This is a genomic window from uncultured Treponema sp. (assembly GCF_946187725.1).
Taxonomy (GTDB): domain Bacteria; phylum Spirochaetota; class Spirochaetia; order Treponematales; family Treponemataceae; genus Treponema_D.
This window is the reverse complement of sequence record NZ_CAMHSK010000002.1, coordinates 201,467-223,351: the sequence shown is the minus strand read 5'-3', so window position 1 is coordinate 223,351 and position 21,885 is coordinate 201,467. Positions and strand designations below refer to the sequence as shown.

The following is a 21,885-nucleotide window of genomic DNA, read 5'->3' as shown; positions in this document are numbered from 1 at the left end:
TCCTTGATTGTCATTAGCGATTCTTTCAATGTCATTTTTCACCACCAGAAAGAATCCTAATGTTTTTTGAAGTTTTTAAATACCATACATTTTAAAAGTCTTTAAAATGCGTTTGCCCTGGGCGGGAACGCCCTGCCTGTTTTCTATTTTTTTGAAATCCGCTATAATTTCAGGCATGGAAACAAAAAATTCTCCTCACGGAACAATCACTGATAACAATCACGCGGCTCTCTGGCACGGTCGTTTTGCAGAGGGACCTGATGCTGCCGCTGTCGAATTTGAGACTTCTATTCATGTTGATGAGCGCATGGCTTTGGACGACATTGCAGGTTCAAAGGCTCATGCCGCAATGCTTGCAAAACAGGGAATTATTTCAGCCGAGGAGAACAAGGCGATTCAGGACGGCCTTTCTTCTATAGAAAAGGATTTGCAATCTGGCGCGCTTTCAATCGATTATTCTGCCGAAGACATTCATTCTTTTGTCGAGGCCACTTTGACTGACCGAATCGGCGACCCTGGCCGCAAACTTCACACTGGCCGAAGCCGCAATGACCAGATTGCTTTGGACGAAAGGCTTTATTTGCGTCGCGTAATTCCTGACTTGCAGAAAGCAATCGTTTCTCTCGTTAAAACTCTTACGAATATCGCAGAAAATCATAAATCTTCGCTTTTGACAGGCTACACTCACATGCAGCATGCTCAGCCTGGCTCTCTTGCACAGCATTTGTGCGCATGGGCTTTTATGCTTATGCGTGATGTTGAGCGTCTTTCGGATTCCTTGAAGCGTGTTTCACTTTCTCCTTTGGGAAGCGGTGCTCTCATGGGTAGCACTTTGCCTCTTGACCGTGAATTTGTCGCCAAGGAACTTGGATTTGAGGGCGCAACATACAATTCTCTGGACTCAGTTTCTGACCGTGATTACTGCATTGAATTCACTTCGGATTTTGCAATTTTGCAGCAGCATTTGAGCCGCATGTGTGAAGAAGTTGTTTTGTGGTCTACGACTGAGTTCGGCTTTATCAATCTGAGCGAAAAATGGTCTACCGGCTCTTCTATCATGCCACAGAAAAAGAATCCTGATTTTGCTGAGCTTATCCGTGGTCGTACCGGTAAGGTTTACGGTGATTTAATCAATCTTCTTGTAATGATGAAGGGACTGCCGCTTGCTTACGACCGTGACATGCAGGAAGACAAGGCCCCGCTTTTTGAGGCTCTGGACTGTGTTCAAGGGAATGTAATCGTTTTTGAGGCGATGATTGCAAGTGCTGAGTGGAATCTGCCAAAAATGGAAGAAAGCTGCTTCGGTGGATTTGCGAATGCTACTGATGTGGCTGATTACCTGGTTCGAAAGGGCATGCCGTTCCGTGTCGCTCATGGCGTTTCTGCAAAATGCGTTCGTCTTGCAATTGATTCAGGGCTTTCTGCAATCGAAGATTTGAAGCTCGAAGACATGAAAAAGATTTCTGATTTAATCGAAGAAGATATTTTTGACTGCATCACGCCAAAAGCCTGCATGGAAGGCCGAAAGACAATCGGCGGACCAGGAGCAATCGACAAGCAGATTGAAATTTTGCGATCGATGTGTGATAAGTTTTAAATTTCTCACAGAGGGCACAGAGGAGAAGGCATGTTTTTTGGTTCGCAGGAAAATCCTGAATTGCTGAAAATGGCAGAAATTCTTGCTGAACGAACTGATTCTGACTTGAGTACGGTTCAGCGGAATGTAGAAGAAATTGCAAGAACAATCTCTAAAAACAATAATATTGATTTTGATGAGGCTAAAATTTCTGTCTACAGAAAGCTGATTGATGAGCTTAAAGAAGATTTTAAGAACTCCTGATTATGTACAAAAAACTCGATTTATGGTAATGTGTTTCTATCTATAAAATCGAGGTTTATCTATGAAAATTACAAAACTTCTAATGGGAGCAATGGCTGCGCTCATGGTCGCAGGATTTGCTTCATGCTCAAAGGCTGACAATGAATTTGTTCTTGGCCTTGACGATTCTTTCCCTCCAATGGGATTCCGTGACGATGCAAACGAAATCGTAGGCTATGACATCGACCTTGCAAAAGAAGTCGCAAGCCGTCTCGGCCTCAAATTCCGTGCACAGCCAATCTCTTGGTCTGCAAAAGAGCAGGAACTTAACACTGGCAAAATCGACTGTATCTGGAACGGTCTTTCAATCACTCCAGAACGTCTTGAAGCACTTGCTTTCACAAAGCCGTACTTGAATAATGCACAGGTTGTAATCGTTCGTGCAGACAGCGGAATCAACACTCTCGCTGATCTTAATGGAAAAATCCTTGGCGTTCAGGCTGGAAGTTCTGCTGCTGATGCAATTGATGAAAAGCCTGATTTCAAAGCAAGCCTCAAATCAATCGTTGACTTTAATGACAACATTATGGCTTTGAATGATTTGGAAATCGGCGGTCTTGACGGTGTTGCAATGGACAGTGTTGTTGCTGAGTACAGCCTCAAAGTTACTGGAAAGCCGTTCGTAATCCTTTCTGACACCCTTTCTCCTGAGCAGTACGGAATTGCTTTCAAAAAAGACAATACCGAATTGCGTGATAAAGTCCAGAAAACACTTGAAGAAATGGCAGCTGACGGAACAGTAGCAAAAATCAGCGAAAAATGGTTCGGTTCTGACATTTCAATCATCGGAAAATAAGATTTGACGCGGATAAACACAGATGAACGCGGATGTTTTATTTATCTGCGTCTATCTGCGTGCATCAGCGTCTAAAATAATTACTTTTATGGCAAAAATTATTCTCCCGATGTTGAACGCATCGGTGGTTTCTATTGAAGTTTTTTTTCTTACGCTCATTTTTTCGGTACCATTGGGATTTCCTTTAGCTGCAGGAAGAATGTCGCATTTTAAGCCTCTTTCATATCTTGTAAATGCTTTTCTGCTTGTAATCCGTGGTACTCCTCTTATTTTACAGTTGATAGCTGTTTATTTTTTTCCGGCATATCTTTTTAAGTTTTCTTATGACCGCTTTGTGGCCGCAATTGTCGCTCTTTCTGTTAACTATGCCTGTTATTTTGCGGAAATTTACCGTGGCGGCATTCAGTCGATTCCGAAAGGTCAGTATGAGGCGGCAAAAGTTCTAGGTTATACAAAAATGCAGACATTTTTCCGCATCGTTCTTCCGCAGGTGATTAAGCGAATTGTTCCTGCAATGGGAAACGAGGTAATCACGCTTGTAAAGGATACGGCTCTTGTTTCTGTTTTGGGAATTGCAGAACTTTTCCGCACGGCGCAGACGACTTCAAGCCGTCTTTTTTCAACTACGCCGATTCTTATCGCGGGTGTATTCTACTTTATCATGAACTGGGCGGTTTCTTCGGGCTTCATTGTTATTGAAAAGAAACTGGATTATTATAAATAGTAGGAAGTGGCACTGCTAAACTAGAGGAAAAAGTTATGGCAATCATCAGCGTAAAAAATATCAAAAAATCATTCTCAGACAATGTTCAGGTTTTAAAAGATATTTCCTTTGATGTGGAACAGGGCGAGATTTTGGGAATCATCGGCCCCAGCGGAAGCGGCAAATCCACCATGCTCCGCTGTATTGCTCAGCTTGAAAGCATTGATGACGGCTCTATTTATATTTGTGGAAATCCGCTTGTCGAGAATGGAAAATATGCCTCAAAAGAGGAATTGCGAAAAATCGGCCTCAACCTGGGCTTTGTTTTCCAGAATTTCAATCTTTTTCCTCACATGAGCGTCCTGCAGAACATCATCGACGCTCAGATTCATGTTTTGAAGACTCCAAAGGCAGAGGCAATTAAAGTTGCCCGGAAGTTGCTCGCCGATGTAGGCCTCTCCGATAAAGAAAATGCTTATCCGTGCGAGCTTTCGGGCGGTCAGCAGCAGCGTGTCTCAATCGCACGGAGCCTTGCCTTAAAGCCGAAAGTTCTTTTGTTCGATGAGCCGACAAGCGCGCTTGACCCGGAGCTTACCGGCGAAATCCTTTCTGTAATCAAGCGGCTTGCTGACGAAAAAATGACGATGATTGTCGTCACTCACGAAATGGCCTTTGCCCGCGACATCTCCAACAAAATAATCTTCATGGCAGACGGCGTAATCGTAGAGCAGGGCGAGCCCAAATCCCTTATCACAACCCCTCAAACAGACAGACTAAAAGACTTCCTCAAACGATTTAATCAATAATACTTAACTTTAAATTTCAACTGCCGATATTCATAGTATGAATACTTTTACACGGTCAGTTGATTTATTATCTCGTGCTATGGATGTGAATAGCCTTCGCTATCAGGTTTCGGCAAACAATATTGCTAATTCTGAGGTTCCGAATTACAAGCGTCAGACTGTAAGCTTTGAGTCTGAGCTTAAGAGGGCTTTTGATTCAGAAAAAGACAGTGAGCACAGATTTCAGCTCACTCGAACTGATGAAAAGCACATTCAGCTTGATGAGCCTTATGACTGGCGTTCGGTTGAACCTCGTCGTGTAACTGATTGGGCAAGTACGGCAAATGCCAACGGCAACAATGTTGACCCTGAATACGAAGCCATGAACATCATGAAGATTCAGCTCAACTACCGATTGCTCGCACAGCTTGAGAATTTTGAATTTAGCCAGGTAAAAACGGCAATGAAACGATAAAAAAGTTAGCAGTGAGCACTTAAAAAAAAACTGCTACCTGCTACTTGCTAACTTAAAAAAGCGGAGGTTTTTTAATATGGGAATGTTTACTTCTATTAATATAGCTGCTACTGGAATGAGCGTTGAGCGACTCAGAACTGATGTGATTTCAAACAATATCGCCAATGCGACAACGACTCGCACTCCTGAGGGCGGCGCTTTTAAAAAATCTTCTGTCGTTATCGAGCCGGTTGCTTCAAATCATCCGACATGGAGAAGTCCTTTTGTTTCGGCTGATCAGGACAATGGACCTGGAAAAGGCGTTCGTGTTCGTGAAATCGTAAAAAGCACTGAGCAGGGAAGACTTGTTTATGATCCGAGTCATCCGGATGCAATTCAGTCTGGCCCGAATAAAGGCTATGTTGAGTATCCGAATGTAAACATCGTAAACGAAATGGTTGATTTAATTTCTGCAAGCCGTGCTTACGAAGCAAACTCAACTGTTGTTCAGGGGGCAAAAGATATGTTCTCTAGCGCTCTTGAGATTGGACGAGGCTAATGGGCGGCCTTTCGGCATGAGCCTTATGTCTTGTCATAATTGACTTTTTACTATAAAATTCTATACGGGTGGATATTTATGAATGTTACAATGTCAGGTATGTCACAGATTCAGATGACACGCACAAATCCGGCTCATGTCGGAACTGCAAAGCTCACCCCAATTGTTCCGGGGCAGGCAAATACCAGTCAAATTCAAAATGAAAAATCTTTCGGCTCTTTTGAGAGCTATCTTGTCAATGCTGTCTCTTCTATGAACAGTCAGCAGCTTGATGTAAATCGTGTACAGGAGCAGCTAATAACTGACCCTGATTCTGTCGATATTCATGATGTGACCACTGCAATGGCAAAGGCTCAGATGTCTTTGAGTCTTGCTCAGACTGTAATTGATCGTCTGGTTACTGGTTGGAACGAAATTTCTACTAACCGATAATCTTCTTTCCAAATTTAGGAAAGTGTGATATTATAATCTATTGTTGTTCGTTCACGGGAGGGGTAAATGAACGACTGGCTTAAAAATACGACTGCCAAGTTAAAAAGTTCCTGGGCTGCATGGAAGCCCATTCAAAAAGTAATTGCCGCGGGTATTGTAGTCGCGGTTGTTGTCGTTTTAGTACTTGTTTTTAAAGGCTCTTCAAAGCCTACTACTGTTGCGCTTTTTAATACGCCAATCACGGACCAGGCTGCCCGTGACGATATTGCGTATCGCCTTGACCAGGAAAACATCAAATACACAATCAACAACAATACTGGAATTATTTCGGTTGATGATGAGGCTACGGCTCGCCGTGCAAAGGCAATCCTCATTTCTGAAGACCTTGTTCCGACTCGTGTTGATGTTTTCAGTCAGATGCTTGATGTCACGAACTGGTCTACTACTGATTTCGAACGAGAAAAAAATGATTTGCGCCGTGTCACTAATCAGGTAAAACAGCATATTGAGTCGCTTGATGATGTTGCGAGTGCGGATGTCGTAATTACTCCGGGTCAGAATTCCCTCTTTTCTAACCAGAGTGTTCCTGCAACAGCTTCTGTTACTTTACGCTTTAGAAGCGGATCTGTAATGGAGCGTGACCGCAAAAAGATTCAGGGCATTCAACGACTCATTCTTCGTTCTGTCTCAGGCCTTACAGAAGAAAATATCGTAATTTTAAATACAGCTGGTGATATTCTCAATGATTTTGCAGGCATGGCTGAAAGTGACCGTGTTGATATCCTCAAAAAAGAGCAGGATTTCAGACTGAAACTTGAAGCTCAGTACAGTGCCCGCGTTCTCGCCGCATTGCGCAAAAATTTTACTGAAGACCGCGTTCGTGAAGTTCTCGTTTCAATCGACATGGATATGTCAAAGGTTACGAGTGATAAAACAGAATACACTCCAATCGTAAAAACTCCGGATAACCCGGACACCCCTTATTCTGAACTTGAAACAGTAGATTCTTTCACGATTTCAGAGCAGAATGTAACAAAAAAATGGACTGGAACTGGTTACAATCCTGAAGGACCTGCTGGGGTCGAAGGCCAGAATCCGCCGGTTTATTCAGATATGTCGAATGTAATCGGCGAGTCAACCGAAACTGGTGTTACAAGAAACAATGTCGTAAACAGTGAGCAGAAGCATATCGAAAAGAGTCCGACTATTGATCGAATTACGGCCTCTGCAAATATTGACGGTTATTGGGAAAAGGAACTCGACGGAAATAACAATCCTGTATTTGTTACCGAAAAGAATTTTGATACTCTCAAACAAAAATATGAAGAAAAGTATCCGGATGTAGAATCAAATGAAAATATCCGCTTCCGGCTTGGACATATCGTTCGTGTTTACAAACCTGTCAGCGATACAATCCGCGAACAGGCAGAAAATTTTGTAAAGAACGCAATTGGTTTTAACCGTTCAAGAGGCGATGCCGTAACAATTTCTTCATGGCCGATTCCGCGTGAAGACGACTGGAATTCGGAGGATGAGGCAATTATCCGCAAACAGCAGACAAGAAAGACGATTATGCTCGTTCTTATCGGCATTGTTATTATTCTCATTGCATTCATCATATTCAGAATGATTAGCCGTGAGCTTGAAAGACGGCGCCGTCTCCGTGAGGAAGAAATTCTTCGCCGTCAGCAGGCAGAACGCGAAAAGGCTCTCTGGGATGCAAAACAGGAAGGCATGGAAGTCACCATGTCTGTCGAAGAGCGAAAACGAGCCGAACTTCAGGAAAATGCAATTGCAATGGCAAAAGAGCATCCTGAGGATGTCGCAATGCTTATCAGAACTTGGATGATGGAGGAGTAGAAAATGTCTGACTCAAAAGCATCTGCTAAGCCTGGCAAAAAGGGCGGCGCAAAGGACTACAAAAATCTAACAGGTCGTCAAAAGGCGGCAATCTTCCTTGTTTCTCTCGGCTCAGATGTTTCTTCCGAAATCATGAAGCACTTGCGCGAAGATGAGGTTGAGACTCTCACCTTTGAAATTGCAAGACTTGAAACTGTCGATTCGGACTTCAAGGATCAGGTTCTTGAAGAATTCCAGGAGTTGATGAGCGCACAGAACTTCATCACAACTGGTGGTATTGACTATGCGCGCGAATTGCTCGAAAAATCTTTGGGCTCACAGAAAGCAATCGACATCATCAACCGTCTTACATCGAGCTTGCAGGTTCGTCCGTTTGATTTTATCCGTCGTACAGACCCGGCTCACTTGCTCAACTTTATTCAGCAGGAATATCCGCAGACAATCGCTTTGATTCTGGCTTATCTGGAACCAGGAAAGGCCGCAATCATCTTGCAGAATTTGCCTCCTGAAATCCAGCCTGAAGTATCAAAACGACTTGCAACAATGGACCGTACTTCACCAGATGTCTTGCGTGAGGTTGAACGAGTTCTTGAAAAGAAACTTTCTACATTGTCTAGTGAAGACTACACTGCTGCTGGTGGTGTTGAGTCTATCGTTGAAATCCTTAACCTTGTTGATCGTTCTTCTGAAAAGGCAATCATCGAATCTCTCGAAGAAGAAGATCCGGATTTGGCAGAGGAAATCAAAAAGCGAATGTTCGTCTTCGAAGATATCGTTATGCTCGACGACCGTGCTATTCAGAAGGTACTCCGCGAAGTCGATACTCAGGAACTTTCAAAGGCCCTCAAATCTGTGGATACCGAAGTTCAGGACAAGATTTTCCGAAATATGTCAAAACGAGCTGCTTCAATGCTCAAAGAAGACATGGAATTCATGGGACCTGTCCGCTTGAAGGATGTCGAAGAAGCGCAGCAGAAAATCGTTTCTACTATCCGTCGTCTCGAAGATGCGGGTGAAATCGTCATTGCTCGTAGCGGTGAGGACGAACTGGTCGTATAATTTAAAAGGGGCATATCATGGCAAGAAATTTATTTCAGCAGACATTATTTCAACCAGGACAGTTAAAGCCGAAAGAAGGCGAATTCAAACTTCAGCTTGTCCATGAATTTGCCAAGCCTGTCGAAGAAGTTGTCGAAGAAAAAGTTCCTGAATACACAGGTCCTACAGCCGATGATTTGAGGCGTGAAGCCGAAGCTTTTAAAGCTCAGTGGGAACAGGAAAAGCAGCAGATGTTTGAGGAAGCTCAGGCAAAGGCTGATGAAATCGTCAAAAAAGCGGAAGATGCCGCATTTGCTGAAGTCAAAAGACAGACGGACCAGGCTCAAATCGTAAAAAATGAAGCAGAACGCAGTGCTCAAGAAATAATCAAAAAGGCTCAGGATGAAGCTGCAAAAATTCTCGAAGATGCACGAACTGAGCAGGAAAATCTCAAAAAGAACGGATATGATGAGGGCTACACCAAAGGCCGTGAAGAAGGTTATTCCGAAGGGCAGGGAGAAGTTGAGCGTCTTGTAGAGCGAACTCACAAAATCCTTGAAGCCGTAATGGCCCGCCGTGAAGAGATTTTAAACGAGACAGAGCAGCAGATTGTTGAGCTTGTAATTCTTATGACGAGAAAAGTCGTAAAAATCATCTCCGAAAATCAAAAATCGGTTATCATGGCAAATGTTCTTCAGGCTTTGAAGAAAGTAAAGGCGCGTGGAAATGTCACTGTCCGTGTAAACATGGCCGATGTCAAACTTACGACCGAGCATATTCAGGACTTCATTAAGCAGATTGAAAATGTTCAGGGAATCACTGTTATCGAAGATTCTACTGTTGATAAGGGTGGATGTGTTGTAGAAACTGATTTTGGTGCAATCGATGCGAGAATCCAGAATCAGTTGAGCGAACTTGAAAGCGCAATCCTGGAAATCTCTCCGGTAAAAACAATCAGCAAAAACGAACCGAAGCCTGCTTCTGAAGGCTAAAGACGGTCCGTTGATGGGTGGGGGATTTAATGGAGTCTTTTTTTAATAAATATCTTAATACGGTAAAATCAACCGAAACTATTCTCTATACAGGACATGTAACTGCTGTTAAGGGGCTTGTTATCGAAAGTAACGGCCCTCGTTCTGTTATTGGCGAAGTCTGTACGATTAAAATTTCTGATACAAAATCTGTTCTTGCTGAAGTTTCGAGCTTTGAAGGAAATACGGTCAAACTCATGCCGTATGGTGACATCACTGGAATCGAAATCGGCACAGAAATCATTGCGAGCGGGCATGTTCTGCAGGTTCCTGTCGGAAAAGCTCTTCTTGGCCGCGTTATCGATGCAACTGGCACTCCGATTGACGGAAAAGGCCCTCTTGAAACGACTGAATTTTACCCGGTTCTCGCATCTCCTAGTGATCCGATGAAGCGTCTTCCGGTTGACAAGCGAATTGTAACTGGCGTTCGCTGCATAGATTCCCTTTTGACTTGCGGAAAAGGCCAGCGTCTCGGTATTTTTGCTGGTTCTGGTGTCGGAAAGTCAACTCTCCTTTCAATGATTGCCCGAAATACAAATGCTGACATCAATGTTATCGGTCTTATTGGTGAACGAAACCGTGAGGTAAATGACTTTATTGAGCGGGATTTGGGCGAAGAGGGAATGAAGCGTTCTGTAATCGTTGTTGCGACTAGTGACACTCCTTCAATCTGTCGTCTTAGGGCGGCATATGTCACCACCGCAATCGCTGAATATTTCCGTGATCAGGGCAAAGATGTCATGCTGATGATGGACAATATGACTCGATTTGCGCATGCTCAGCGAGAAATAGGTCTTTCAACAGGTGAGGCTCCTGCTCAGAGGGGATATCCGCCTAGCGTATTCGATTTGATTCCGAAACTGCTTGAACGCGCTGGTACCGGCGAAAAAGGCTCTATTACGGCATTTTACAATGTTCTCGTTGACGGCGATGATATGGATGAGCCAATCACTGATAAAGTGCGAGGAACCCTTGACGGTCATATTGTTTTGAGCCGTGACCTTGCAAATCAAAGGCATTATCCTGCCGTAGATGTCCTTAAATCTATCAGCCGTCTTTCACGCCGTGTTTCAGGAAAGCAAACCTTAAAAGCTGTCACAAAAATCAGCCGTCTCGTTGCAATTTACGAGGATAACCGGGACATGATTAGTGCGGGTGTCTATCAGAAAGGGGCAAATCCTGAAATTGACCTTTCAATTGATAAGCATCCTGCCATCGAAGAGTTTTTGTGTCAGGAAGAGGACGAGCGCTGCGACATTGAGGACACCTTGCAGCGTCTTTCTGAACTTGCCGAAATTGAGATTCCTGAAGAAGAATATGTCGAGCAGCCGGCATTGAACCGTAAGACGGTCGCGCAGCTTGTTCACGAACATAAAGAAGACAATGTTTCTGACGCAAACGCAAAGGCAAGCGGGGCATTCGAGACGAATTTGCCACAGCAAATAACGGCAATTTCTGATGTTGCTGAAAAAATATAACTTTTGAATTAGTCACTTGTCTTTTTGGGGAGCTTAATGAAACGCTTCAATTTTTCATTGCAGAAGGTTCTCGATTTCCGCGAGTTTGAAAAAAAACAGGCAGAAGCGGAACTTGGCAAGGCTGTTGCTGAAGAAGCGAAAATTCAAAATACTCTCGAAATGATTGCAAAGGTTCATGCAGATTCCGTAAAAACAGCTGATTCAACGAGTGATATTTCCGGTATGCTGGCACTGCAGAATTATTTCAAGCTTTTGGATAAACAGAAAGAAGATGCTCTCATGAGTCTTGCGCAGGCACAGGTTATAACTGAGGAAAAGCGTGAAATCATGCGTGAAAAAATGAAGAACTGCAAGGTCCTTGAAAATCTGCGTGACAAACGAATGGCCGCATGGAAAAAGGAAAATCTAAAAGAAGAAGAAAATACGATTGACGATATTGTGACATCAAAATACGGAGAATCAAAATGAAAGAACGCTCTGAACGCCTAAAAGCGATAAAAAGACTCATAAAGAACAACAGAATTGAAAGTCAGGATGAATTGCTCAAAGAACTTACAAAAGAAGGCTTCGATGTGACTCAGGCAACCCTTTCACGCGACCTCAAACTGCTTAAGGTGGGGAAGGTGAGTGACGGACACGCGGGCTATGTTTACACCCTTCAAAGTGACGAGGACAGAGGTGAGAGCGAACAGATTTTCGTGCAGGATTTTTTGCGCGGTTATGTCAGCATTGACTGGAATGCAACGACTGTCGTAATAAAGACTTTTGGCGGCCACGCTGATTCTGTTGCTAATGCTCTGGATTATATGAATCTTGATGAGATTTTAGGCACTGTCGCCGGTGACAGCTGTGTTTTTGCCGCTTTGAGGGCAGGTGTCACCGGGGAAGATTTTATGAAAATTCTGAAAAAGCATATCCCTGATTTGGAAGACGAGTAAGTTTCGCTGGGATTTTTCGTAAATTAGCTTCAATTTTTGCCCTCATAATTCTAGTTTTTACCTGAATTTCGTTCACTTTTATACGAATTTTGTGTTTTTCTCAAGAATTTGTTATATTTTATTTGACAAATTGAATTTTCACCCTCAAAATAAAATTTGAACATTTGATGTCTTGCACTTGAAAATCATTTGCGGACACAAAAAATCAAAAAAGGGGGAAAATATTTTGAAAAAATCACTTGTCTGTCTTACGCTTGGTGCTCTTGCCATGCTTGGAATGTCTTGTAACGAAAAAAAGCCTGTTGCAGAAAAATCTGAGGTTCAGAAGATTATTGAACAGGCCGAAACAATGAGCTTTGATGAACTTTGTAAAAAAGCAATCGAAGAATCAAAAAATGCAACAATCAAAGGTATCGGTAATTCGAGCCGTGGAAAGACTGCTGGTGCTGCATTCATTAAATACCTCAAATCTCTCGATGATTCTTATGCCGGAACAATCGAATGGTCTCAGCCTAAGAATAATTCAATTTTCACAACCCTTACTGTTGATTATAAATCAACAAATCCTGAATATTTCATGACATTGATTCAGGACGGAAATCAGATTCAGTCTAAGATGATGGACACCGGAATCCTTCGCACTTTCATCCCAAAAGAGTGGGCTGAAGCAAACAAGCTTACAAAGGCTTCTTACCCGGAACTTCTTTCTTTGCAGACTCTCAACAAAGTCTTCATGTTCAACAAAGTTGATGGTGCTGATTTTAAAAACTGCTGGGATTTCGTTGCAGAAGGAAAATCTGGCATGTACATGGATGTCAACTCAGAACTTGTAGGAAAGAACTTCCTTTACATGCTCGCATCTGACAAATATTCTACCTGGCTCAAAAACGCTTTTGATGCTCTCGATGCTGGCAAAAAAGCTTATTTCCAGCCGGTTATTGATGAATGTGCCACAATCGCTAAGAACTATGGCATTGAAGGCGCAAATGCAAAATACGGTCTCGCATGGACAAAACTTTGGGTTAAAAATTACAATGCTATGACTGATGACGGCCCAATCTGTAACGAGCTTGTTTCAAAATCTGCTGCCGGTGAATTTGCACTTATCGTTTATTCAAAACTTCGTTCTGTTGCAGAAACTAATGAATCATCTGTAAATAACATTGCTGTTGCCGCTTACAACGACGGCTATAAGGGTATCGGCGGTTACGGATACTGCCACTATCTTGAAGTTATGGATTCTTCTCCGTATCCATGGACTGCTTGTGCATTCATTTCATTCATGGTAACAAAACTTGACGGTTTTGCTGCTTGGGGTAAGGACATGGGTGGATATTCTGCTAACCCAACTCTTGCTGCTGAAAATGAAGCAAAATACCATCACAGCACGGCCGGTGGCACTGAATTTCCTGCAAAGAATGACCGTGGATTTGAATGGTGGTCAAGCGAGAATGGCGGTGCTTTGGTAATCGAAGATCCGAAATTCTGTTCTGAAGTTTCTCTTGAACTTGGTGATTGGATTGATTCAATTCGCGGCGGTCGCTAATAGCTGACTTTTTCAGGGCTGCCTCAATAGAAGAGCAGCCCTTTTTATTTCATTTTTTTATATCAAAATCAAAGGAAAACAGATGGCTCAAAATGTTGTTATGGCAAAGCCACTTCTGTCGCAGCAGAGAATGAATCAGATAAAAACCTTCTTCTCTAAGCCGCAGAATGTGATTTTGCTTTTGTTTGGTATTGTGCTTTCTATTTCAACCATAGCGCCAATTCTCTATCTTGCAAAAGATACAGTTGCCGTTCATGCGGGAACCATTGATGCTGTCCGCACTGGATTGAAAGAAGGTCAGTACACTTTTTATAACTGGGTAGATTTGTTTACTGGCAAACTCGCCCGAATCAATCTTTGGATTCCGCTTCTCAACACGGTGATTCTTGCAGTCCTTACCTGCTTTATCTCCATCGTTTACGGCGGAATTTTCGCGTACCTTGTTACACGCACGAATTTGAAATTCAAGCAGTATCTAAGCTCGATTTTCATTTTCCCTTACATCATGCCGCAGTGGACTCTTGCAATGGTGTGGCGAAACGCTTTCAACTCTAATGCTGTAACTCACGGGGCTGATGGTCTTTTGGCTTCACTTTTCAACATCCATATGCCGCTTTGGTGGTGTCAGGGATTGTTTCCGAGTGCGATTGTTCTTGGACTGCATTATGCTCCTTTTGCGTATATCTTGATTGGTGGAATTTTCCGCAACATGGACGCAAACCTTGAAGAAGCTGCTACCATTCTCGATACTCCGAAGTGGAAAAGCTTCCTTTGTATCACGCTTCCTCTTGTAAAACCAGCAATTCTTTCAACAATTCTGCTTGTTTTTGGAAGTGCAATGGGAAGTTATCCTGTTCCGCATTATCTGGGACTTACGACGCTTTCAACAAAGTATGTTGCTTTGAGTTCTGCTCGTGCGGGTGAGGCAAGTATTATCGCCGTAATCATGATGATTTTTGGTGTGGCAATCCTCATGCTCAATCAGTCAAGCACTTCAAGCCGCAAAAATTACACCACTGTTACTGGAAAGTCTGGTCAGATTTCAAAGGCAAATCTCGGTAAAGTCGGAAAGTATGCGGTCGCGGGCGTGTTCATTATCCTTACGCTTCTCACGAGCATTTATCCGATTATTTCATTCGGTGTAGAAACCTTCCTTCCGAATCCTGGCGACTACAGTTTCCTGAAGACCGGTGATTTTTCACATCTTACTACAAAATGGTGGACTACATCGGATACTCTGGGCGAATACGGACTTTTCGGTCAGCTTGGTATGCTTCACAATGCTCAGATTTGGAAGGCATTTGCCGGTCAGCTTTATGTTGCAGTGGTTTGTGCCCTTTGTGCCGGAACTATCGGAACTTTGGTCGGCTATGCAGTAAGCAAGCATCGAAGGAGCAAGGCTGCAGCTTATGTTAACTCTGTAGCTTTTCTGCCTTATCTCATGCCATCGCTCTCTGTCGGTGTTGCATTCCTTATTTTTGGAAAAACTTTGTCGATTGGCGGCACATTCCTGATTCTCATGCTTACGGGTACTGTAAAATACATCCCGTTTGCAAGCCGTGCTTCTCTCAATTCAATGCTTCAAATCTCAGGTGAAATTGAAGAAGCTGCAATCATTCAGGATATTCCTTGGGTAAAGCGAATGTTTGGAATCATCATCCCGATTCAGAAAAGTACGATTATTTCAAGTTTCCTCTTGCCGTTTATGACTTGTTTGAGGGAACTTACGCTTTTCATGCTCCTTTGCGACCAGTTTAAGATTATGACTACCGCAATGGACTATTTTGACGAGATGGGCTTGTACGCTTTCTCTAGCGGAATGAACTTAATTTTGATTGTCACTATCCTTATTTTTAACGCGATGATTAATAAACTCACCGGCGCAAGCATTGATAAGGGTGTAGGAGGAAAATAATGCCACAGATAAAACTTACTAATGTTACGAAACGCTGGGGAAAATTTTACGGCGTAGATAGATTAAATCTTTTGATTGATGACAATGCTTTTGTTACCCTTCTTGGTCCTTCTGGATGTGGAAAGACAACTACACTCCGAATGATAGCGGGCCTTGAAACTCCGTCTTCTGGAAGAATCGAAATAGGTGACAAGGTTGTTTATGACAGCGAGCTTGGAATCAATATTCCTGCAAATAAGCGAAAAGTCGGATTTCTTTTTCAGAATTATGCGTTGTGGCCGAACATGACGGTCTACAAAAACATTGCATTCGGTTTGGGAAATATTTGCGAGAAACTTCCTGTTTACAACTGGGAACTTAAAGTCTCTTCACGGATTTTTGAGATTCTTGCAAATTCTGCGAAGGTTGTTGCCGCTATCGATGAATGTAAGGATAAGAACGGTAAAATCGATGAAGAAAAGGCTTTGATGAAGTTAATCGATACCTTTGAGATTTCTATGTTCTCTGCAAAAAAGGTGATGGCATTTGGATTGCACAAGGCTTCGAATCATGAGTCAATTGCAAAAGAGGCCGCAAAAAAAATTAAGGCACGAGTTGATTCAATCGTTGAGAGCGAAAAGTCAAAAGGCATCACTTTTACTGATGAATGGCAACTTGTTCAGAACGGAAACCCTTTGGTGAAAGAGCGAAAACTTACGGATGAAGAAATTGATCTCGCCGTACGCAAAGTCTCACGGGTTGTCAAAATCGGAATGTTCATGGACAGATATCCTGCTGAACTTTCCGGCGGTCAGCAGCAGCGTGTTGCCATTGCCCGAACACTTGCACCGGAGCCAAGCGTTCTTTTTATGGACGAGCCTCTTTCAAATCTTGATGCAAAGCTTCGTCTTGAAATGCGTTACGAACTTCAGCGTCTTCACATTGAAACGGGAAGCACTTTCGTCTATGTCACCCACGACCAGATGGAAGCTATGACTCTTGCTACAAAAATCTGTCTGATTAACAATGGCGTTTTGCAGCAGTATGAGCCTCCGCTCACGGTCTACAACAGACCGAATAATCTTTTTGTCGCAGACTTTGTCGGCAATCCTTCAATCAACTTTATTAATGCAAAAGGTGAGCAGGATTCAAGCGGCAAATTGCAGTTGAAGGTTTTTGACGGCGAGGATATCACATTCACTCCTGATGGTGATTTTAATCTTGCACAATGGTACAAAAACCGCGATGACAGCTTAGAGCAGAAAAAAGAGGATGAGAAAAAACTTGCCCTTGAAAAAGGCTATGTCGAAAAAATGAACAAGGACGAGGTTTTTAAATATCCGATTGCGAAGGTTTCTGATGAGCAGGGCTTTGCCGAAAAGGAGGAATCTGCTCCTCAGAACGGTGATTTCGTGCTTGGCGTAAGACCTGAGTATTTGCAGATTACGAACAGCGGAATGTTTGATGCTGAGATTTGCGGTGCAATGCCAACAGGTCTTGAATCAACAGTAAAACTCAAAATCAAGGATTTCCTGCTTACGAGTGTTGTCTTTGGTGGTGTAACTTTCGAAATTGGCTCAACACATTCAGTCAACTTCACCGGAAGCAATATCCTGCTTTTTGACCGAAAGACCGGCCGCTGCATAACAAGCGGAACTTTGTCAAAATAAAAGGTTAAAAGCCGAATTTTGTAAAAAAAAGCATCCTTGTTTTTGATTCAAACTCAATTCAAGGATGCTTTTTTTATCTGTGATTGTAAAAACTAAATATTGAAAGTCAGCATATTGCCGTCTCGTTCTTTGCTTTTGTAGGTTCCAACATCACTTCGCTGATACATTGCTTCAAAAGTATCAAACTGCGAGATTGGGAAGAAAGTTGCGCCAACGCTTACAGTAATCTTTCGGTCTTTGAGTTCTGGAATTGCGATGGCTTCAACATAGTCAAAGAATCGTTTTAAGATTTTTAAGCCTGATTCTTCCCGTGTGACACCGTCTGCAAAAACTGCAAATTCATCTCCCCCAAGCCTGAAAACAATATCTGAATCACGGAAGCTTTTTTTGAGACAGTCAGCGATTGCGATGATTACCGCATCGCCGATTTGATGACCGTAATTGTCGTTGATTGATTTGAACTTATCTATATCAAGAAGACAGAACATTCCCTGCTTTCGTTTTGAAATTGCTTCCCGGATTTGCATTTCGCCACAGCCCCGGTTTTTTACACCAGTCATCATGTCGGTTTCGGAAAGTTTTCGCAATGCTTCCTGCTGCTTTTTATCCTCATCGATTGACTCAACCACAAGAAGGACTTGTTGCAAAACACCGTTTTCATCTCTTCCAAGCACGATATATCTGAGGCGAATCCATCGTTCCTTATCATCAATAAATTCAAAAGAGATTGAATTAGAACCGTTGAGGCGACTTTCAAGTGTTGAAAGTTCCATGAAATCCTTAACTAGCGGGGCGGCCCCTTCAATTGCCATTTTCTTTGCAAAATCAGGAATTCTCTTGCTGTAGTTAGTGAAATCACCGTCCAGAAGGCGATCAAAATCAGGATTGCTGCGGATACAGGTTATTGTGTCTGTCTTCAGGTTGATTTTGGTAGCCGTAACATAAATGTCTGCAACGGCTTTGATTTCACGGTTGAGCTGTTCTGTTTCAGCATATTTGTAGCTCATGTAAAGGAAGAATGCAAGAAAAACAAGAAGGATGAAAAAAAGGACAAATGCTGAAGAAATGTAAATCGTTCGGAGCGATGAATAAAGATCCCGTGTTCCAAGAACGAAAACCATCAGCCATTCAGAATTGATTGCCTCTACGAAAACTGTAAGATTCTTACCTTGAACCTTTTTTTCAATGTGCTCACTGACAGAAGCAGAAAACTCTTTTACAAGGAATTTTTCAAAGTCATTGCCGGTTTTGCCTAAATTTTTGCCGATGTACTGCGAATCCGAATGAGCAATTACGAAGCCCTTTCGATCCATTACGAAAGCATTTTTGAGTATCTGCTTTTTGGAATACTGCTTGTCCTCGACAGTTTTCTGAATGTTGTCAAGAAAAATATCCATGGAAACAACACTGTCAAGGTCATCAAGAAGCTGGCTGACTGAAAGCATGACGGTGTTTGTTCTGAGGTCAAGATAAGGCTTTACCAGGGCAGGTTTTCCGCCCATTTCAAAGGCATCGGTGTACCACGGTCTGATTTTTGGATTGTAACCTTCTGGAGGAGTCCATTCTGTTCCGTTTAATAAATCCCCTTGATAGTAGCAGTAGATTCCTGTTGAGTTTTCGCTGATTGTTGCCGCGTAAATTTCGGTCACATCTTTGATATAATCATGAACTTCTGTATGCGGAGTGTTTTTTTCAAGCATCTCATTGAGCGTTACTGCTGAAAATGAAATTGCGTCCACAGGCATTTTCATGTATTTGTTGATTTGATTTGCCGCCTGAACTGTTTCAATCTGCCATTGATTTATGATATTCCTTTTTGAGGCTTCATAAAGACGAAGAAATACGCTCAAGATAGCAAAAGTTGAGGTAAGCGTTATTATGCAGGTGATGAGTGAAAAACGGCTGTTAAAATGTAATTTGCCGATGCAGTATTTTTTCATTCTATTATAAGATTACCACCTTATTATTAATTTAACAAGAAAAATCCTTATAGACGCGCTATTCATACAATCCGTTCAACATTCTGTAAACCGCATTGATTCTCTCTTTGCCGTCTACAGAAAAATCTACATTCTCATCAACAAGAGTTTCCAGGCTCGAAAGACTCTCGTTGAGGGCAGTTGCAAATCCACGGCTCATCTTAAACCAGTAGGTTCCCCTTCCGTCCGTGAACAGGGCAACGAAGGCGTATTCTTTATTCTTTTTTGAAAGCGTGATTCTTAAGATTTTGCTGAGTTCACCCACAAGCCTGTCTGCCGCACCTTCCTCATGAATGTCAAAATTACGCTTTATGAGGGATTTTTCATCGATTGGATTGAGATTCAGCATTTTAACGACTTTGCAAACAAGTTCCAGTTTTTCACCCGTAAGCAGCGGGGTGGCATTTATGAGAACTTTAGAGCGGATTTGAGCGAAGATTGCCATCTTGTTTTCGTCATTCTCTTTTGCAAGCGCCGATTTGAACTTATTATATGGAAGAATAAGTAGCTTTTTACCTTTCTGCTTTTCGATTTCAAAAATTTCGCCACCGATATTGATTTCATTTTCGTTCTTTGCGGATTTTGCCTTTTTGCCACCAAAGTGACCATCATCACGGCCGAGCAATTTTCCTTTGACAGCTGCGAAAGTCGAGCCTTTGAATTCCAAGTTTCCTGTGAGACTTCGGCCCCTTTTACCACGGATTGCGGCAAGTTTCGCTTCCAAATCCGGTGAGATTTTTGAAAGAAGCGATTTCGTGAGAGGGGAGACGCTCATCGCGAATGTGCGGCTCGTGCGAACGATTTCTCCTGCCACGATAAAAAGCGGGTCAGTCCTGAACATTGAGGAACCCGGATGAATCGAAATGTGGTCTGCGGTAAGTGAACGGTAATTTTCGCGGCCTTCACGCACGCACACAAACTGAATCATGCCGCTTGCGATACAGCAAAGATAGTCGTCCATGCTTCCGCCGCTTCCGATAGGGATTCCGAGCTGCCCGATTTCTTCTTCAAGCTGCTGCTTGATGTTTGCGATTTCAGCCATAACGCGCTCATCGAGGTAATTGTTCTGGCAGAAACGCACGGAATTTTTCATTGACTGATATGTGCGGAAAAGCTTTACATAAGAGACAAAATCGCCCTGAATGTCACGGAAAGCGTGGTGAGCCTTGCGTGCATCACTTTCTTCACCAGGAGGAAGAATGAAAGGCGAGTGCGTGCTCATGAAAGCGGCCGCGATTACGGTCTCTTCAAGAACTTCAGGATAGCGCATGATGCTTTCGACAAGGATTCGGCTTACGCGCGGTTCCAGCGGGAATTCGACCATGAGCTTTCCGATTGAAGAAAGCGTATTGTCTTCATTCAAAGCACCCATCTGATTCAGTGTTGCAACGGCTCCACGAATGTCTTCTTTTTGAGGCGCAGAGATAAAGTCGAAGGTATCAAAATCCGTGATTCCAAGCTCGCTCATGCGGAGAACGACCTCACTCAAATCTGTGCGGTAAATTTCTTCGGTTGTGTATTCCGGTCGGGTGTCAAAATCCTTGCGGCTGTAAAGACGATAACAGGTGCCCGGCTGAGTTCTTCCTGCACGGCCCCGCCTCTGGTTTGAGCTTGCCTTTGAAACAGGCGTCTCGTTGAGGCTTGAAGTGAAAGTCTTCGGACTGTAAAAATTGAGCTTTGCCAAGCCAGAATCGATTACGGTCGTGATTCCGTTGATTGTGACGCTCGTTTCTGCAATGTTGGTCGAGAGAACAACCTTCTTTTTGCCGAATGGGGCAGAGTCAAAAACCCGCTCCTGTTCTTCTTTTGGAAGGCGACCGTAAAGCGGCACAATGTGGATTTTTGAATGGAAATCAGAGTATTGAAGGCGTTTTGCGCAGTCCTTGATGATTTTTTCGCCCGGCAAGAAAACAAGGATGTCACCATCTTCATGATTGTCGAGAACGCGGTCAATAGTCTTTTCGATTTTTGAGAGAAGGTATTCACAACCTGTTGCGGTTGCCGTGGTTGTGCTCTGACCTTTGAGCGGCGGATCATAAACCATCGTGACCGGGAATGTCTGAGTCTCAATCGTGACAATCGGACATCCGCCAAAATATTCAGAAAAAGCCTCTGCGTTCATGGTTGCACTTGAAACGATTACTTTAAAATCCGGGCGGGCAGCAAGAACCCGCTTTAAAAGGCCTAGGACGAAATCGATGTTAAGGCTTCGTTCGTGAGCCTCATCAACCATTATGACCGAATATTTTGTCATCCACGGGTCAAGCTTCATTTCCTGAAGGAGAATGCCGTCCGTCATGATTTTGATTTTAGTGCTCTGGTCAGTCTTATCCTCAAAACGCATTTTATAGCCGACAAGCCCCGGATAAGAAGTGTTGAGCTGCTTTGCAATGAATTCTGAAACACTGAGGGCAGCAATCCTTCGAGGCTGTGTAACGGCAATCACACCGTTTTCGCTATATCCCGCCTCATGTAAAATGACAGGAATCTGCGTGGTCTTTCCGCTTCCTGTAGGCGACTGAACGACAATGACCTGATTCTGCCGTAAACATTCGAGTATCTTTTCTTTCTGTTCGTAAACTGGTAATTTTTTGTAGTCAATAGACATAAGATGATTATAGAAGAAAAACGCCGGTGTTACAATCAAAAGGGGTGTGTCAAGTCGGGCGCACCCCGCCATGGTCGGTTCGGCTACGCTCACCAACCATGGCGGTCGGGCTATCCGCGAGCACTTTCGTTGTCGTGCTCGTTTCACTTCCGCTTCCGCTCCATTCCTACGCTCCCTTCGTTCGCTTCGGAACGCCTGACGGCGGTGCTACTATCCCTTGCGCAGGGGAAAATAG

The 21,885-nt window shown here is 43.2% G+C and carries 18 protein-coding genes and 1 pseudogene; 17 read left to right on the top strand and 2 right to left on the bottom strand.

The window, feature by feature from the left end:
- Nucleotides 1–175 precede the first annotated feature (175 nt).
- The 17 genes and pseudogenes from argH to Q0Q74_RS01865 form a co-directional block, all read left to right on the top strand.
- Nucleotides 176–1,597, top strand: a complete 1,422-nt coding sequence (gene argH, locus Q0Q74_RS01945) for an argininosuccinate lyase (RefSeq protein WP_294427974.1) — start codon at nucleotides 176–178, stop codon at nucleotides 1,595–1,597.
- A gap of 30 nt (nucleotides 1,598–1,627) precedes the next feature.
- Nucleotides 1,628–1,840, top strand: coding sequence for a hypothetical protein (locus tag Q0Q74_RS01940; protein WP_294427972.1), 213 nt, complete (start codon nucleotides 1,628–1,630; stop codon nucleotides 1,838–1,840).
- 61 nt (nucleotides 1,841–1,901) lie between these two features.
- Nucleotides 1,902–2,675 carry an amino acid ABC transporter substrate-binding protein gene (locus tag Q0Q74_RS01935; RefSeq protein ID WP_294427970.1) on the top strand — a complete coding sequence of 258 codons (774 nt, stop codon included), beginning with the start codon at nucleotides 1,902–1,904 and terminating at the stop codon, nucleotides 2,673–2,675.
- Nucleotides 2,676–2,763: 88 nt separating this feature from the next.
- Nucleotides 2,764–3,399, top strand: a complete 636-nt coding sequence (locus Q0Q74_RS01930; RefSeq protein WP_294427969.1) for an amino acid ABC transporter permease — start codon at nucleotides 2,764–2,766, stop codon at nucleotides 3,397–3,399.
- Between the two features lie 35 nt (nucleotides 3,400–3,434).
- On the top strand, nucleotides 3,435–4,184 hold the full coding sequence (locus tag Q0Q74_RS01925) for an amino acid ABC transporter ATP-binding protein (RefSeq protein ID WP_294427967.1): 750 nt from the start codon (nucleotides 3,435–3,437) through the stop codon (nucleotides 4,182–4,184).
- 37 nt (nucleotides 4,185–4,221) lie between these two features.
- Nucleotides 4,222–4,638 (top strand): flagellar basal body rod protein FlgB, encoded by a 417-nt coding sequence (flgB, locus tag Q0Q74_RS01920; protein WP_294427965.1) that lies wholly within the window; start codon nucleotides 4,222–4,224, stop codon nucleotides 4,636–4,638.
- A gap of 76 nt (nucleotides 4,639–4,714) precedes the next feature.
- Nucleotides 4,715–5,176 (top strand): flagellar basal body rod protein FlgC, encoded by a 462-nt coding sequence (flgC, locus tag Q0Q74_RS01915; RefSeq protein WP_294427963.1) that lies wholly within the window; start codon nucleotides 4,715–4,717, stop codon nucleotides 5,174–5,176.
- Nucleotides 5,177–5,254: 78 nt separating this feature from the next.
- Nucleotides 5,255–5,608, top strand: coding sequence for a flagellar hook-basal body complex protein FliE (fliE, locus tag Q0Q74_RS01910; protein WP_294427961.1), 354 nt, complete (start codon nucleotides 5,255–5,257; stop codon nucleotides 5,606–5,608).
- Nucleotides 5,609–5,674: 66 nt separating this feature from the next.
- Entirely contained in the window at nucleotides 5,675–7,468 is a 1,794-nt protein-coding gene (gene fliF / locus Q0Q74_RS01905) for a flagellar basal-body MS-ring/collar protein FliF (RefSeq protein ID WP_294427960.1), read from the top strand.
- Nucleotides 7,469–7,471: 3 nt separating this feature from the next.
- The gene (gene fliG / locus Q0Q74_RS01900) at nucleotides 7,472–8,527 is read left to right on the top strand and encodes a flagellar motor switch protein FliG (protein ID WP_294427958.1); all 1,056 of its coding nucleotides are present in this window, start codon (nucleotides 7,472–7,474) and stop codon (nucleotides 8,525–8,527) included.
- Nucleotides 8,528–8,544: 17 nt separating this feature from the next.
- Nucleotides 8,545–9,498, top strand: a complete 954-nt coding sequence (gene fliH / locus Q0Q74_RS01895) for a flagellar assembly protein FliH (RefSeq protein ID WP_294427956.1) — start codon at nucleotides 8,545–8,547, stop codon at nucleotides 9,496–9,498.
- A 29-nt stretch (nucleotides 9,499–9,527) separates the two neighbouring features.
- Nucleotides 9,528–11,015 carry a FliI/YscN family ATPase gene (locus tag Q0Q74_RS01890; protein WP_294427954.1) on the top strand — a complete coding sequence of 496 codons (1,488 nt, stop codon included), beginning with the start codon at nucleotides 9,528–9,530 and terminating at the stop codon, nucleotides 11,013–11,015.
- A 36-nt stretch (nucleotides 11,016–11,051) separates the two neighbouring features.
- Entirely contained in the window at nucleotides 11,052–11,483 is a 432-nt protein-coding gene (gene fliJ / locus Q0Q74_RS01885) for a flagellar export protein FliJ (protein WP_294427953.1), read from the top strand.
- The gene (locus tag Q0Q74_RS01880) at nucleotides 11,480–11,953 is read left to right on the top strand and encodes an ArgR family transcriptional regulator (protein WP_294427951.1); all 474 of its coding nucleotides are present in this window, start codon (nucleotides 11,480–11,482) and stop codon (nucleotides 11,951–11,953) included. The genes fliJ and Q0Q74_RS01880 overlap by 4 nt, the downstream gene beginning before the upstream one ends.
- 226 nt (nucleotides 11,954–12,179) lie before the next feature.
- Nucleotides 12,180–13,499, top strand: a complete 1,320-nt coding sequence (locus Q0Q74_RS01875) for a hypothetical protein (protein ID WP_294427949.1) — start codon at nucleotides 12,180–12,182, stop codon at nucleotides 13,497–13,499.
- Between the two features lie 82 nt (nucleotides 13,500–13,581).
- Nucleotides 13,582–15,414, top strand: coding sequence for an iron ABC transporter permease (locus Q0Q74_RS01870; RefSeq protein WP_294427948.1), 1,833 nt, complete (start codon nucleotides 13,582–13,584; stop codon nucleotides 15,412–15,414).
- Nucleotides 15,414–16,523: pseudogene (locus tag Q0Q74_RS01865) on the top strand (ABC transporter ATP-binding protein); the annotation flags it as partial. The gene Q0Q74_RS01870 and the pseudogene Q0Q74_RS01865, both read left to right, overlap by 1 nt.
- Nucleotides 16,524–17,155: 632 nt before the next feature.
- Here Q0Q74_RS01865 and Q0Q74_RS01860 read toward each other — a convergent pair.
- Together Q0Q74_RS01860 and Q0Q74_RS01855 are read right to left on the bottom strand one after the other, a co-directional pair.
- Nucleotides 17,156–19,003: a sensor domain-containing diguanylate cyclase gene (locus tag Q0Q74_RS01860; RefSeq protein WP_294427944.1), complete on the bottom strand. Its 1,848-nt coding sequence runs from the start codon at nucleotides 19,001–19,003 to the stop codon at nucleotides 17,156–17,158.
- Nucleotides 19,004–19,061: 58 nt separating this feature from the next.
- The gene (locus Q0Q74_RS01855; RefSeq protein ID WP_294427943.1) at nucleotides 19,062–21,650 is read right to left on the bottom strand and encodes an ATP-dependent RNA helicase; all 2,589 of its coding nucleotides are present in this window, start codon (nucleotides 21,648–21,650) and stop codon (nucleotides 19,062–19,064) included.
- Nucleotides 21,651–21,885: the final 235 nt, after the last annotated feature.

Excerpts from the sequence above, each read along its gene's own strand:
- Q0Q74_RS01940 (WP_294427972.1), top strand. The coding sequence starts at position 1,628 with ATGTTTTTTGGTTCGCAGGAAAATCCTGAATTGCTGAAAATGGCAGAA.
- Q0Q74_RS01925 (WP_294427967.1), top strand. The coding sequence starts at position 3,435 with ATGGCAATCATCAGCGTAAAAAATATCAAAAAATCATTCTCAGACAAT.
- Q0Q74_RS01870 (WP_294427948.1), top strand. The coding sequence starts at position 13,582 with ATGGCTCAAAATGTTGTTATGGCAAAGCCACTTCTGTCGCAGCAGAGA.
- Q0Q74_RS01930 (WP_294427969.1), top strand. The coding sequence starts at position 2,764 with ATGGCAAAAATTATTCTCCCGATGTTGAACGCATCGGTGGTTTCTATT.
- fliE (WP_294427961.1), top strand. The coding sequence starts at position 5,255 with ATGAATGTTACAATGTCAGGTATGTCACAGATTCAGATGACACGCACA.
- flgC (WP_294427963.1), top strand. The coding sequence starts at position 4,715 with ATGGGAATGTTTACTTCTATTAATATAGCTGCTACTGGAATGAGCGTT.
- flgB (WP_294427965.1), top strand. The coding sequence starts at position 4,222 with ATGAATACTTTTACACGGTCAGTTGATTTATTATCTCGTGCTATGGAT.
- argH (WP_294427974.1), top strand. The coding sequence starts at position 176 with ATGGAAACAAAAAATTCTCCTCACGGAACAATCACTGATAACAATCAC.
- Q0Q74_RS01880 (WP_294427951.1), top strand. The coding sequence starts at position 11,480 with ATGAAAGAACGCTCTGAACGCCTAAAAGCGATAAAAAGACTCATAAAG.
- Q0Q74_RS01935 (WP_294427970.1), top strand. The coding sequence starts at position 1,902 with ATGAAAATTACAAAACTTCTAATGGGAGCAATGGCTGCGCTCATGGTC.
- fliJ (WP_294427953.1), top strand. The coding sequence starts at position 11,052 with ATGAAACGCTTCAATTTTTCATTGCAGAAGGTTCTCGATTTCCGCGAG.
- fliH (WP_294427956.1), top strand. The coding sequence starts at position 8,545 with ATGGCAAGAAATTTATTTCAGCAGACATTATTTCAACCAGGACAGTTA.
- fliF (WP_294427960.1), top strand. The coding sequence starts at position 5,675 with ATGAACGACTGGCTTAAAAATACGACTGCCAAGTTAAAAAGTTCCTGG.
- Q0Q74_RS01860 (WP_294427944.1), bottom strand. The coding sequence starts at position 19,003 with ATGAAAAAATACTGCATCGGCAAATTACATTTTAACAGCCGTTTTTCA.
- Q0Q74_RS01890 (WP_294427954.1), top strand. The coding sequence starts at position 9,528 with ATGGAGTCTTTTTTTAATAAATATCTTAATACGGTAAAATCAACCGAA.
- fliG (WP_294427958.1), top strand. The coding sequence starts at position 7,472 with ATGTCTGACTCAAAAGCATCTGCTAAGCCTGGCAAAAAGGGCGGCGCA.
- Q0Q74_RS01855 (WP_294427943.1), bottom strand. The coding sequence starts at position 21,650 with ATGTCTATTGACTACAAAAAATTACCAGTTTACGAACAGAAAGAAAAG.